Here is a 15090-nt window from a genome sequence, read left to right as displayed (position 1 = left end):
GTACCGCCCTGGACGACAGGCCCGCTGATTGACTGATGCTTCATACAACAGCATCAGGTAGTGCCACATGAGTGGAATTCCAAAAGCCCAGGAAAAGGGCCTTCATAACCATTTCATCAAAAAAAAGCTGCACGAACGCATACGACATTTGACCCCGGCAAACATCCGGGCTCTGGATCGGGCAAGAACACCCGGAGGGCTGGCCGAAGATGCCATGCCGCAATGGTTTCAGAAGGCCACCAGTGATCAACGACTCACTGTGCGAGACCAGCAGAAACGCAGTCGAACGTGCAACGAAACCCTGGCAAAAACCCTCACCGGGCTCAAGGGCGTCACCGAATTCGCACAACCGTTGCTTGAGGCGGCGTTGCAAAAAAAGTTCGGGCTCAAAGTCGATGTGACGCAGACATGGCTCTACGAGCCTTTCGCAGACTCTCTGATCACGCACCAGTCACTCCTGCAGCTGGCACTGCGCAATTTTGAAGAAGACCCGGTATTCAATGCCGGTGACGTCATTGCTGAGCGGGGACTGCGCGCAGCCCATCTGGAAACTCAAGGAGGACCTTACGGTTGGGACTATCCGGAAACGGGGCCTTCAACGCGCTACAGGATCAAGCCGCTAGCGCTAAAACCTGCCGATTTTGCATCGTTATGCCGGGAGCTGGATATCGGCAAACAGTATCAGGAACACCTGACGGCGATGTTTGACGCGGGGGACCGGGCGGCCACCGTGCGCACCCAGACCATCGATGCATGGAAGGCCAGTCTGCGAGTGCACGCCGATATCGCTCACCTCAAGTCGCTGATCACGCCTTCGGCCTACCGTACTTTGCTGGCCGTGCTCAATGGCGAGCCCTCGCCAACACTGGACGGCGAGCGCGTCACTTGCAGTCAGTTGCATGTGTTGGGGTCGCCTGTCAGTGAGTTGTTTGTCATCGGTGCACGTCGGCGCAAAGGTAAAAAGATCGATTTCGGTTGGAGCAATCCGGGAGTCAATCTGTTTGACGTGCTGGGTTATCAGGACTCGCGGATCATCGTCTGTATTCCCGGTGATCCATTGGCGCCGGTCATGGAATATGCCTCGCTCAAGTCCTTTGAAAATGACCTGTGCTACAGGCTGCGCGATGTCAATTATCAGCGCTCATTTCTCAGACTGATTCCCCATGGTGATGCGGGGAAGTTCCTCGGCAAGATCAAGACCGCCCTGCAAACGCTCAAATGGAACCCGGATTTTCCTTACCGCAAACAAACCGTGCTGGGGCACATCGACGGCATTTACGAACACGTGTATCGGGACGAGCCGGTTCTGGATATCAGTGAAGAATTTTTTGATGCCGAACTGTTCGGCGAGCTGTACAGGCGGCATCAGAAGCGCCTGAAAGAGACTGCCGAGCAATTGGCGGTGCCGACCGCCAAAGTTGATCATGAGGCCTGGTATGAACGACTCGCCCGGTATGCCGAATGGGGGCTGAGCGTACTCAACGCAGCAGCATTTTTCGTCCCTGGCCTGGGCGAGGTCATGATGGCCGTGATGGCCGTGCAACTGACCATGGATGTTTATCACGGCGTTGAAGCGTGGAGCATTGGCGACACGGATCAGGCCTGGAGTTACTTGAAGTCGGTGGCTGTGAACGTTGCCTTCATGGCGGCGGTAGGTACGGTAGCCGGTAAAGTGCCGAAAGTGCTGTCGACGCCCATCGCCGATGGCCTGGTCAAAGTCAAATTGCCGTTTGGCAGCGAACAGTTGTGGCGGCCTGGCTTGAGGCCTTACTTGAGCGACAGGGTCTTGCCGGCGGGCCTCAAGCCCAACGAGCGTGGGCAATATCAAGTGGATGGCAAAACCTATATCAGGCTTGACGGTAACGTCTACGAGAAGACCTTCGATCCCGCGCTGAACAAATGGCGATTAAAAAACCCGAGAGTCTCGGATGGTTACTCCCCGGTGCTTGAACACTACGCAGGGGGCGCGTGGCGCCATCGTTTCGAGCGCCCCCTGGAGTGGGATCGAGCGACATTACTGCGACGTCTGGGCCCGGTCACCGAAGGTATCGATGCAGTGACGCTGGAGAAAATTGCCGATATCAGCGGCGTTGACGACGACGCGTTGCGCAAGATCCATATGGATCACCTGAGCTTGCCCTCTGCGTTGTCCGATACGTTGCGGCAGTTTCAGACTGACCGGCAGCTCAATGAACTGATTGAACAGATACGTCTCGATCAGCCGGTGCCGGACAGCCGTTACAACGACGTTTTGCCGCAAGTGATCACAATGCCCCGTTGGCCCCATGGACGTGTGATCGACGTGTTCGACAATCCAGGCCTGACGGGAGCTTCGTCCCGCTATGGTAAGGCGTCATTACCGGCGAAGCCGGGCATCAGGATTTCCCGCGAGGATGTGTCTGCCGGGAAACTCCCTGAACGCGTGCTTGCAGCACTGGATGAGGGCGAAATCGTTCGCTTGCTGGGGAGTGAAGGTGCGCGAGTCGAGGCAGAGCGCGAAGCAGTATTTCGACACCAGCTGGGCGATCACCTTGCAGGCAACAAAACCGCGTTGTTCGACACACTCAGCCAGAGCGCCAAGTCGACGGACCGTGAAACTCAGGCACTGCGCAGCACTTTCCCGAGCCTGTCGACGGACGCGGCGCAAGAAGTCCTGGCCAATGCCACAGCCAAGGAGCGGCTGCACATCAATCAAACCGGCCGGCTCCCCACAAGCCTGTTACTCAAGGGGAGGGCGCGCGCCCGGGTGACTCGGCTGAACAAAGCCTTGGCCGGACTGCATCTGGAAAGCATGGCGTCATTGGACAGCCAGCGTTTGGCTCTGCACAGCCTGGAACGGCTCCCCGGCTGGCCGAACAACCTGCGTCTGGAAGTGCGTCTGGGTCATTGCGACGGAAAACTGCTCGACAGCATCGGTAGCGAAACCGCCGAACAGGTCAAATACCTGGTGAGGGACGGCTCTCAGCATCATCAAGCCAACCAGTACCAGGCCTTTGACCAGCACCAGAATTCGTTGAACAGCGTACCGAAAGCAGGCGACAACTTTTTTTCTTCGCTCATGCATGCGTTACCAGACGATGCCCGCGCCCGGTTGGGCATGCCCAATGTCGCGCAGGGTGCCAGGTTGCAGGAGGCAGTGACCACCTATGCCATGGGCCACCGTGAGCAGATGATGCAAACCCTCGCACCTGGCGCCAGCACTTCACGATTCCGTGCGCCGCGACGCCTGGCGGACGGCAGGGTCGGCTACCCGATGAGCGGGCGAGGTGCCGGCGCAATGGTCAATCCGTCGTTGGTCTCCAGGTTGCGGGATGTCTATCCGAACGTCTCCGATGAGATGGCGGAATCGATGGTCATTCAGCTTGCGCTTGATGGTATGACCGAAACGCACATTGCCCATTTACTGAACTTGCGCGCCCAGGAGTACGAGACGCTGTCGGCGCAACTGGACCAGTGGGTTGAAAGCGGCGGTCCGCATACTCTCCGTCATCAGGTCGCGCGCAACATCAAAGGCGTCTGGCAGCAGCGGGGAATTTATGATGGCGCTGCCAGTGTTTACCTGGATATCGGTGTTGCAGACAGCTTGCCGGAACTGGCTGGCAACTTTCCTCACGTCAGTCGACTGCATATGAGTGCGGGTGCAATGTTGAGTCAGACACCGCAAGCCTTTTTACGTCAGTTCCCCAACGCCCGGTCGTTGAAGTTGGGCGTCCGGGATGGCGTCGACAGAGTTCAGTTGGCCGCGAAGCTGAAGGCATTGCCAGGCATACATGACTTGCGAATCGCCGGGCCGCTGGGGCAGGAGTACAGCGCAACTGTCCAAGCGGCGATAGACGCCATGCCGCAACTGCAACAATTGGACGTGATCGGCATGGCGGGCGAACTGGATGTCAGTGGTCTGACTCGCCTGCATTCGTTGAGTGTGTACGGAACGACAGAGGTTTGGCCCAAGGGCGTCCAGCAATTGCCTCAGCTCAGAGCGCTGGACCTCACTCACTCAAGCGTCAAGACACTCCCCGCTCAATGGCTTTCCGGTCACGAAGCACTCTGGCCCGGCATGAAACTCAATTGGGCCAGGCTGAGTACCGAGGACTTCGTGAGGGCGTATGAGTATGTGCACGAGCATCCTGCGCATTTGCAGGATAGCGGGCACATGCTCGATCGATATTGCCGAGGCACGCTGAATGATGCCTTGGAAACCAGCGAAGAGCTTTCAAAGGCTGCCCTTGGGCGAATGAAGGCAGAAGGGTTGGCAGGGCGGGCATTGCTGGCACGGATCAATGGGCTGCGCGAGGATGGACAGGCGCTGCGCCTGCAACTGGAGCGGTGGCAGCAGCAAACGACAAAAGCCAATGGCCGGCAAGTCAACCTTCGGGAGCGGGAGGTCATTGCCCGGCGAATCCGCGAGTGCTGGCGTGATGGCCTGCGTAAACGTTATGGCGGCGCGCAGGAGGTACCGGTTTCGCAACCTGAGCTCGGCCCTTCGACGGTGCGTTCATGGCCCCTCATGCCCGGACAAATCATTTCATCGAATCTGGATTTGTCAGGCTGGGCGCTGGGCGACCTGCCTGAAATGCCGACGTTGTCGGCAACAGATTTTGCTCATGTGCAAACCTTGCAAATGTCGGGGGTCGTGGCCTCATCCGAAGATGTCAGTGGATTTTTGCGCGGCTTCACCGACATTCGCCGGTTGGACCTGAGTAGCAATCAGCTGCAGAGTCTGCCGACGACACTGGGCAACCTGACAAAACTCAGTGAGCTGAATCTGAGCCGCAATCACCTGACTATCACCCCGAGCATGCAGCAGCGCCTGAACCGGTTATCTGCCCTGGAAAGCCTGGACTTGCGCTATAACCGGGTCGATTCGCTGGACGTGAGTGCCATGTCCCGCTTACAGACTTTGCGTGTGGGGCATACCGCCATCAAAGACTGGCCATCGGGTTTGTGGGGCTTGTCCAGCCTCGACAGGATCGAGCTGAACAACAGCGCTATCACGACGATCCCCGAGACGGCTCTGACCGCTCAACACCTTTCAAAAATCGATTTGCAGGGTTGCCGATTGACGGCAAAGGCCCGCAGCGATTTGCTGGCAAGCAGTTCGTCGGAAAACCCCATGGGCATTTCCAGGGCCAGCTTGCAGACAGGCATTACAGAGGGCGAACCCGAGTATTTTCCGGTGCTGGTCGCGCAGAATCCGGAGTTGTTGTTGCCGCTGCCCGTTGTACCTGGCAATGACCTGACACGCTTGACCCCGCAAGCCCGCCTGCAAAGGCTTGATCCGGATTTGCCGGCGGCCGAGGCGATACGGATCATCGATGTGCTCGCCACGCGCCATGGCGGGGCTGGCCCTCTGTACGAGCAATTGGCCAAGTGGGACAGCCAACACCAGGCATTGACGAAGTCCCTGAACACATGGATCGATACCCCGCCACAGCACCGCGTTGAATCGTCACCTCCTGTGTGGATCGCCGCCACCGAACGCCGCCAGGCAGCTGACCGGATAATGGCGTGCTGGAGGCAGAACCTGCGTGGTACATCGGCAGGCATTACCCTTGATTTGTCCGATATCCCATTGGGCCATCTCCCGACGCTACCTGCCGACTTCGCTCATGTCGGTGAGTTGAACCTCAACAACGTGTATCTGACTGAAGGCGGGCTAAGCGAGTTTCTTGGCGCGTTTACTCACCTTCATACCCTGGCGCTGGATGCCAACGCAATGGATGCCATGCCAGCGTCAGTGACCTCTTTGCGCCGCCTCAAGCGACTTTCGGCGGCCAATAACCGTTTCTCCAATGCAGCTGAGCTTGAGCGTCAGCTTGCCGGGTTGAGCAACCTGGAGTCGTTGAGCCTCTCAGAAAACTGGCTCGAGTCACTGGATGTCAGCGGCCTTGGAAGTTTGCAAACCCTCGATCTGAGTGGCAATCGTCTGGTCATCTGGCCGCAGGGTGCACTTGAGCTTCCTTCACTCAGCACCCTGGATTTGCGCGACAACATGATCGAGTTCATTCCGCCAGCCCTGATGGCCGACGCGCACAGGGTATTGCGTGCGGGCACCAATCTGGCCGGCAACGAGACCCTCGATGGTACAAGCTTGCTGATGTTGCATAATCAAGTGCAGGAAGGCGAGCAGATAGTGGGATGGCGTTCAACAGAGATTGACGAGGCACTGGAGCGGTTTGACAGCAGTAGCGAAAGCAGCAGCGTTGACGACAGCGATAGCGATGACTCGATCGTGAGTGACGTTGAAGTGGATATGGATGAGGTGACGGGTGCCGAGGCTCGTGAACGTTGGATCGATTCGTCAGCTGCAGATGCCGAGGAGTTGATACGGATCTGGAATGATTTTGAGCAAGCGCAAAACAATCAGTTCTTTTTCAATCTGCTGACGCGGCTGGAAGGTACGACAGACTTCATGACAGGACGTGCTGATCTTGTGCGGCGGGTCCACACCGTATTGAGGGTGGCCGATAGCGACGCAGGTCTGAGGGATACGATTTTCGAATTGGCGAGAGCCGGCGCAACCTGCGTCGATGGCCAAATCCTGTTGTTCAGCAATATAGAGGTCAAGGTTTTCGAGTTCGAAACCTCGAAGTCAATTGCACCGGGGCAGCATGGCCAAGTCTTGTTCCGGCTCGGCAGGAATCTGTTTCGACTTGGCAAGGTCGAGGAGATCGCCAACCGCGATATTGCCCAGCGCCGGGCACAGCGCCGCTCGACTGATCCGGCTGAAGTGCGTCTGGCTTATCGTATCGGCCTTGCCGAGCGACTTGAACTGCCGGGACAACCCAGAGGCATGCGCTACAGCGGCAACGTTTCGTCTGCCATGCTGGAGGCGGCCCATGCTGAAGTGATCGCGGCAGAACAATCACCGGCATTGATTGATGAGTTGGTCGGCCGCCAATATTGGAGCGATTATTTGAAAGAAAAATACCCTGAACGGTTTGCCCAGTTGCGTGAGGGTTTCGCAGGCAGAGAGCACGATGTGGATGAGCAGTTTCCGAATTACGGCGAAGGCGCGCAGGAGCAGTACAAGATCGCCATGCAGGCGATCGAGGCAGACCTTGTCTTCGAGCAAGGAAAGCTGTTGCGCGAACTGTCTGAAATAGAGCGGACGCTGGTGGGGTTGTAACGTAAACCCGCAGCGTTGAAACAACCCCGGGAGTCGCACGAGTCGACTCCCGGGATCAGCCTCAGTTGTCGTAACCCAGGTTAGGCGCCAACCACCGCTCGGTCACGCTCAGCTCCTGGCCTTTACGCGACGTATAGCTCTGGACCTGATCCTTGTCGATCTTGCCCACGGCAAAGTACTGCGCCTGCGGGTGAGCGAAATACCATCCGCTGACCGCGGCGGCCGGGAACATCGCATAGTGCTCGGTGAGGAACACTCCGCTGCGCCCAGCGCGCATTTCGGCAGCCTCGGGGTCGAGCAGGGCGAACAGCGTGGCTTTCTCGGTGTGATCCGGGCACGCCGGGTAACCCGGGGCAGGGCGGATGCCGGTGTATTGCTCTTTGATCAGCGCCTCGTTGTCGAGGGTTTCGTCCTTGGCATAACCCCAGTGTTCTTTACGCACCTGCTGGTGCAGCCATTCGGCGCAGGCCTCGGCCAGACGGTCGGCCAGGGCCTTGACCATGATCGAGTTGTAGTCGTCGCCAGCGTCCTGATAAGCCTTGGCCACTTCTTCGGCGCCGATACCGGCGGTGGTGATGAAGCCACCCACATAGTCGGTTAATTCACTGTCCTTGGGTGCAACGAAATCAGCCAGGGAGAAGTTTGGCTTGCCGTCAGTCTTGATGATCTGCTGGCGCAGGTGATGCAGTTTGGCCAACGGCTTGCCGTCATCGCCGTAGAGTTCGATGTCATCGTCACGCACCTGGTTGGCCGGCCAGAAGCCGAACACCGCACGGGCGCTAATCAGCTTTTCGTCGATCAGTTTGGCGAGCATTTCCTGGGCATCGGCGTACAGCGCGGTGGCGGCTTCACCAACCACTTCGTCCTGCAGGATGCGCGGGAACTTGCCGGCCAGGTCCCAGGAAATGAAGAACGGCGTCCAGTCGATGTACTCGGCCAGCACTTTCAAATCGATGTTATCCAGCACCTTGGTGCCGGTGAACGTCGGTTTGACCGGCGTGTAGGTGCTCCAGTCGAACTGTGGCTTTTTCGCGATCGCCGCGGCATAACTCAGGCGTTCGGTGCGGGCGCTGCGGTTGGCCGTGCGTTCGCGGACTTCGATGTAATCCTGGCGGGTTTTCTCGACGAAACCGGCCTTGAGTTCCTTGGACAGCAACTGGGTCGCCACGCCCACCGCACGGGAGGCGTCGGTGACGTAGATCACCGCATCGTTGCTGTACTTGGGCTCGATCTTCACCGCGGTGTGCGCTTTGGAGGTGGTAGCGCCACCGATCATCAACGGCAGATGGAAGTCCTGGCGCTGCATCTCGCGAGCGACGTGGACCATTTCATCCAGTGACGGCGTGATCAGCCCGGACAGACCGATGATGTCGCACTTTTCTTCCTTGGCCACCTGGAGGATTTTCTCCGCCGGCACCATCACGCCGAGGTCGACGATGTCGTAGCCGTTGCAACCCAGCACCACGCCGACGATGTTCTTGCCGATGTCGTGCACGTCGCCCTTGACCGTGGCCATGAGGATCTTGCCCTTGGCTTCCGGCTTGTCGCCTTTCTCCAGTTCGATGAACGGGATCAAGTGGGCCACGGCCTGCTTCATCACCCGAGCGGATTTCACCACCTGCGGCAGGAACATTTTGCCGGCCCCGAACAAGTCGCCGACGATATTCATGCCCGACATCAGCGGACCTTCGATCACTTCGATCGGGCGGGCGAACGACTGGCGCGACTCTTCGGTATCTTCAACGATGTGCGTGGTGATGCCTTTGACCAGTGCATGTTCCAGGCGCTTGTTGACGTCCCAGTTGCGCCACTCTTCGGTCTCGGCTTCCTTGACGCTGCCATCGCCCTTGTACTTGTCGGCAATGGCGAGGAGGGCGTCGGTGCCATCCGGGGTGCGGTTGAGGATCACGTCTTCGACGGCGTCGCGCAGTTCCACCGGGATCTGGTCGTAGATCTCCAGTTGACCGGCGTTGACGATGCCCATGGTCAGGCCGGCGCGGATTGCGTACAGCAGGAACACCGAGTGGATCGCCTCGCGCACCGGGTTGTTGCCCCGGAACGAGAACGACACGTTGGACACGCCGCCCGAGGTCAGCGCATACGGCAGTTCGTCGCGGATGTAGGCGCAGGCATTGATGAAGTCCACAGCGTAGTTGTTGTGTTCTTCGATGCCGGTGGCCACGGCGAAGATGTTCGGGTCGAAGATGATGTCTTCCGGCGGGAAGCCGACTTCGTTGACCAGGATGTCGTAGGAGCGTTTGCAGATTTCTTTCTTGCGGGCTTCGGTGTCGGCCTGGCCGGCTTCATCAAAGGCCATCACGACGACTGCGGCGCCGTAGCGCTTGCACAGTTTGGCGTGATGAATGAATTGCTCGACGCCTTCTTTCATGCTGATCGAGTTGACGATGCCCTTGCCCTGAATGCACTTGAGGCCGGCTTCGATCACTTCCCACTTCGAGGAGTCGATCATGATCGGTACGCGGGAGATGTCCGGCTCGCCGGCAATCAGATTGAGGAAGGTCACCATGGCCTTCTTCGAATCGAGCATCCCTTCGTCCATGTTGATGTCGATCACCTGTGCGCCGGCCTCGACCTGCTGCAGGGCGACTTCCAGGGCTTCGGTGTAGTTGTCTTCACGGATCAGGCGGGCGAACTTGGCGGAACCGGTGATGTTGGTGCGCTCGCCGACGTTGACGAACAGCGAGTTGCGATCGATGGTGAACGGTTCCAGGCCCGAGAGGCGGCAGGCCTTGGGAATGTCCGGAATTTCGCGCGGGACATAACCGGCCACGGCTTTGGCGATGGCTTCGATGTGGCCCGGCGTGGTGCCGCAGCAGCCGCCGACAATATTCAGGAAGCCGCTTTGGGCGAATTCTTCGATGACCTTGGCGGTTTGCGCCGGCAGTTCATCGTACTCGCCGAATTCGTTTGGCAAACCGGCGTTCGGGTGCGCGGAAACGTGGGTGTTGGCTTTGTTCGACAGTTCTTCCAGGTACGGGCGCAGTTCGCTGGCGCCCAAGGCGCAGTTAAGGCCGACCGAAATCGGTTTGGCGTGGGCCACGGAGTTCCAGAACGCCTCGGTGGTCTGGCCGGACAGGGTACGGCCGGAGGCGTCGGTGATGGTGCCGGAAATCATGATCGGCAACTCGATGCCCAGCTCTTCGAACACACCTTGCACGGCGAAAATCGCCGCTTTGGCGTTGAGGGTGTCGAAGATGGTTTCGATCAGGATCAGGTCGGCGCCGCCTTCGATCAGGCCTTTGGTGGCTTCGGTGTAGTTCTCCACCAGCTCATCGAACGTCACGTTGCGGTAGCCGGGATTGTTGACGTCCGGTGACAGCGAGCAGGTGCGGCTGGTCGGGCCGAGCACGCCAGCGACGAAGCGCGGCTTGTCCGGGTTCTCGAGGGTTTTCGCATCGGCGACCTTGCGGGCCAGGCGTGCGCCTTCTACGTTCAATTCGTAGGCCAGTTCTTCCATGCCGTAATCGGCCATGGAAATCCGGGTGGCGTTGAAGGTGTTGGTTTCCAGAATGTCGGCGCCGGCGTCCAGATAAGCCTTCTCGATGCCGCCAATCACGTCGGGACGAGTCAGCACCAACAAGTCGTTGTTGCCTTTGACATCGCTCGGCCAGTCGGCGAAGCGTTTGCCACGGTAATCCTGCTCCTCGAGCTTGTAGCTCTGGATCATCGTGCCCATACCGCCATCGAGAATCAGGATGCGCTCTTTGAGGGCGTGCTTGAGAGCTTGAAGGCGAACACTGCGATCGGACATTGGGACTACTCGGAAAGACCATGACGAAGGGCCGGGATAATAGCAAACCTGTGCGCTTTTAGAGCATGTTCGGGTTTTGCATGAATATCGTTCATGTTGGAGAGGGCGCCGGACCGGTAGAATCGCGGCGTTTTTTAAAGGATCGGGACCAGGGACATGTCGTATCGCGTCGTCATCAGCAGTGTTTTGCTGTTTTTAAGCTGGGGCGCAACGGCGCAAGACCCGGCGGTTACTGCTGGCAGTTCCTCTTCCATTTCCTACACCCGTGACATTCAACCGATCTTCACTGAAAAGTGTGTGGCCTGCCACGCCTGTAATGACGCGGCCTGCCAGCTCAACCTCGGCAGCGGCGAAGGTGCGGCACGCGGCGCGACCAAAGTCCCGGTGTATGACGGTGATCGTGGCCAGGCGGTAACTCCAACCCGTTTGTTTTATGACGCGAGCGGTAAACAGGCCTGGCAGCAACTGGGTTTTTACTCGGTGCTCGATGCCCAGAGCAATCAGGCTGCCTTGATGGCGCGGATGCTGGAGTTGGGTCATCGAACGCCACTGCAGCCCAACGCCAAATTGCCTGCAGAGATCGTCCTGGGCTTGAACCGGGACAACATGTGCGCGATGCCCGGCGAATTTGATGGGTACGCCAGCGCCCATCCAAAGGAAGGCATGCCGTTGGCAGTCACCGGCCTGACCGATCAGCAGTACCAGACGCTGCAACGTTGGCTGGCTTCCGGTGCGCCGATCGATGAACAGGGCCTGGTGCCGAGCGCCAAAGAAGCGTTGCAGGTGGTGCAGTGGGAGAACCTGCTCAACTCGGCGGGCGCCCGGCAAAGCCTGGTGGGGCGCTGGTTGTATGAGCACTGGTTTCTCGCGCACCTCTATTTCAAGGACGGTGAACCGGGTCATTTCTTTCAGTGGGTGCGCTCGCGCACACCGACTGGCCAGCCCATCGATCTGATCAATACCCGTCGCCCGAACGATGACCCAGGTAACCAGTTTTACTACCGGCTGTGGCCGGTACAGGGTGTTATCGTCCACAAGACCCACATCACTTACCCCTTGAGTGCCGCGAAAATGGCGCGGGTCAAAAGCCTGTTCTACAGCGGCAACTGGCAGGCCAATGCGCTGCCCGGCTATGGACCGCAGAGCCGGGCCAACCCGTTTGCCACCTTCGAGGCAATCCCGGCCCAGGCGCGTTACCAGTTCATGCTCGATAACGCCGAGTATTTCGTGCGCACCTTCATTCGCGGCCCGGTTTGTCGGGGGCAGATCGCTACCGACGTGATCCGGGACAACTTCTGGGCGCTGTTCCAGGCACCGGAACATGACCTTTACATTACAGACCCGAACTATCGCGGCCAGGCCACGCCGCTGCTGGCGATGCCGGGGCAGAACGACGATGTCGGCAGTGTCTTGAGTCTGTGGCGTGACTACCGCGACAAACGCAACGAATACGAGGCCTTGCGCCGGGACAACTACGCCGAAATGCCGGCACCGAGCTGGTCGACCCTGTGGGCGGGTAACGACAATGCGCTGCTGAGCATTTTCCGTCATTTCGACAGTGCTGCCGTGACCAAAGGCCTGATTGGCGATGTGCCGCAAACCATGTGGTTGTTCGATTTCCCGCTGCTGGAACGTACTTACTATCAGCTGGCGGTGAATTTTGACGTGTTCGGCAACGTTTCCCATCAGGCTCAGACACGCCTGTATTTCGATCTGATTCGCAATGGTGCCGAGCAGAACTTCCTGCGCCTGATGCCTGCGGATTCGCGGGACGATTACCTCAGCGACTGGTATCAGAGCGGCGGCAAATTCAAGATGTGGTTGAACTATGAAGCCATCGACGACGATACGCCCACCGCGCTGAAACTCGACGAAAAAGACCCCAAGCGCGACTTTGCCCTGCAGTTGCTGGCACGCTATGGCGACCTAAATGCCAACCCTGATCCGATCAACCGCTGTAACGGAGCCTATTGTTCCCGGCCGAACATCGACCCTGACTTGCAAAACGCCGAACAAGCCCTGAGCACGCTCACGGCACGACCCGCCGCGGGGCTCAAGGTTATCGATCAACTGCCGGAAGCGACCATGCTGCGTATCGAAACGGCCAGCGGCCAACGCGTGGTCTACAGCATGTTGCGCAATCGAGCCCATAGTAATGTGGCGTTCATGCTCGGCGAGTCGTTGCGCTATCAGCCAGGCCTGGACACGTTGACTATTTTTCCTGGAGTACTCAGCAGCTATCCGAACTTCATGTTCAACATTCCCGCCGGGCAGGTGCCTGCGTTCGTCGAAGCCATGGAAAACGCCAAGGACGCCGATCATTTCGAGAAAATCGTCGAGCGTTGGGGAATCCGCCGCAGTCACCCGCAATTCTGGCAGTACTTCCATGATTTGAGCCGCTACATCCACGAGACCGAACCGTTGGAAGAGGGCGTACTCGACATGAACCGCTACGAAAACCTCTGAAACACCCATTCTGTAGGAGCAAAGCTTGCTCGCGATGACGTCGGCACATTCAGACTCAACGCTGGCTGGCCTGACGCTATCGCGAGCAAGCTTTGCTCCTACAGAGGAGTAGCGTCGGAATCTTTCCCGACAAAAATACTAGGACTTTGTCCGCGGCGATGATTGGCGTAAACTGCGCCCAAGCCTGCGAGGAGTTTCCATGACCGCTATTACCATTACCGACGCCGCCCACGATTACCTGGCTGATCTGCTGTCCAAGCAGAACACCCCGGGTATCGGCATCCGCGTCTTCATCACCCAGCCTGGCACCCAGTATGCAGAAACCTGCATTGCCTACTGCAAACCTGGCGAAGAAAAACCCGAAGACACGGCGTTGGGGCTCAAGAGCTTCACCGCTTATATCGATTCGTTCAGCGAAGCGTTCCTGGACGACGCGGTTGTCGACTACGCCACCGACCGCATGGGTGGCCAGCTGACCATCAAGGCGCCAAACGCCAAAGTACCGATGGTCAATGCCGACAGCCCGATCAACGAGCGTATCAATTACTACCTGCAAACCGAGATCAACCCGGGGCTGGCCAGCCACGGCGGTCAGGTCAGCCTGATCGATGTGGTCGAGGACGGCATCGCCGTTCTGCAGTTTGGCGGCGGTTGCCAAGGCTGCGGCCAGGCAGACGTGACCCTGAAGGAAGGTATCGAGCGCACCTTGCTCGAGCGCATCCCGGAGCTCAAGGGCGTCCGTGACGTGACCGACCACACGCAGAAAGAAAACGCCTACTACTAAGGTGTTCGCTGCGACATGAAAAACACTGTGGCGAGGGAGCTTGCTCCCGCTCGACTGCGAAGCAGTCGCCTGTCAGCCGATGCATTTCCCGTGATGAGTGCAATGGCTTACGGAGGGACCGCTTAGCGGTCCAGCGGGAGCAAGCTCCCTCGCCACAAGTGTTTCAGGGCCTGTACAAATGCGCATGCCCGGCGCGATACAGCGACGACTCGCTGAACTGGTCACTGCCCAGCACGCGCCCCACCAGAATCAACGCCGTACGACGAAACCCTTTGTCGGCAACCTTTTCGGCAATGTCCTCAAGCGTTCCGAGCACCCAATCCTGATCCGGCCAGGTCGCTCGATGAACCACCGCAATCGGGCAATCTGCGCCGTAATGCGGCACAAGCTCTTCGACAATCTTCGTCAGGTGATTAACCCCCAAATGAATTGCCATGGTCGCCCCGTGCTGCGCCAGGCTGGAGAACTCTTCGCCCGCCGGCATCGCGGTTTTGTCGGCATAGCGGGTCAGGATCACGCTCTGTGACACGTCCGGCAACGTCAGTTCCGCCCCAAGCAGCGCGGCACAGGCGGCGGTCGCGGTGACGCCGGGGATGATCTCGAAAGGAATGCCGAGTTCGCGCAAGTGGCGAATCTGCTCGCCGATGGCACCATACAGACTCGGATCGCCCGAGTGCACCCGCGCCACATCCTGGTTGTTGGCGTGGGCGCGCTTGATCAGCTCGATGATCTGTTCCAGATGCAGTTCGGCGCTGTTGACCAGCGTCTCGGCGTGATGGCCTTCAAGAACAGCGGCGGGTACCAATGAGCCGGCATAAATGATCACCGGACAGCTGCGAATCAGGCGCTGGCCTTTGACGGTAATCAGTTCCGGGTCGCCGGGACCTGCGCCAATGAAATAGACGGTCATCGTCGGTTCCTGTGGGAAAAAGGGGCTGG

5 protein-coding genes are annotated in these 15090 nt (G+C 58.7%); 3 read left to right on the top strand and 2 right to left on the bottom strand.

All coding sequences use genetic code 11. From position 1 onward, the window contains the following. Positions 1–67: 67 nt before the first annotated feature. Positions 68–7129, top strand: coding sequence for an NEL-type E3 ubiquitin ligase domain-containing protein (locus D8V06_RS17360; RefSeq protein ID WP_130931399.1), 7062 nt, complete (start codon positions 68–70; stop codon positions 7127–7129). A 61-nt stretch (positions 7130–7190) separates the two neighbouring features. On the opposite strand, the gene metH is transcribed toward D8V06_RS17360, so the two are convergent. Continuing rightward, positions 7191–10901 carry a methionine synthase gene (gene metH / locus D8V06_RS17355; RefSeq protein ID WP_130931398.1) on the bottom strand — a complete coding sequence of 1237 codons (3711 nt, stop codon included), beginning with the start codon at positions 10899–10901 and terminating at the stop codon, positions 7191–7193. Between the two features lie 156 nt (positions 10902–11057). Here metH and D8V06_RS17350 point away from each other — a divergent pair, with 156 nt between their 5' ends. After that, positions 11058–13367: a fatty acid cis/trans isomerase gene (locus tag D8V06_RS17350; protein WP_130931397.1), complete on the top strand. Its 2310-nt coding sequence runs from the start codon at positions 11058–11060 to the stop codon at positions 13365–13367. Positions 13368–13566: 199 nt separating this feature from the next. Further along, entirely contained in the window at positions 13567–14151 is a 585-nt protein-coding gene (gene nfuA / locus D8V06_RS17345) for a Fe-S biogenesis protein NfuA (protein WP_007959519.1), read from the top strand. A 163-nt stretch (positions 14152–14314) separates the two neighbouring features. On the opposite strand, the gene cobM is transcribed toward nfuA, so the two are convergent. Beyond that, positions 14315–15061 carry a precorrin-4 C(11)-methyltransferase gene (gene cobM / locus D8V06_RS17340; protein WP_130931396.1) on the bottom strand — a complete coding sequence of 249 codons (747 nt, stop codon included), beginning with the start codon at positions 15059–15061 and terminating at the stop codon, positions 14315–14317. Positions 15062–15090: the final 29 nt, after the last annotated feature.

This window comes from Pseudomonas sp. Sample_24 (assembly GCF_004307605.1).
GTDB lineage: Bacteria > Pseudomonadota > Gammaproteobacteria > Pseudomonadales > Pseudomonadaceae > Aquipseudomonas.
Note: the sequence above shows the minus strand (reverse complement) of the source record. Positions and strands in the feature narration are given on the sequence as shown.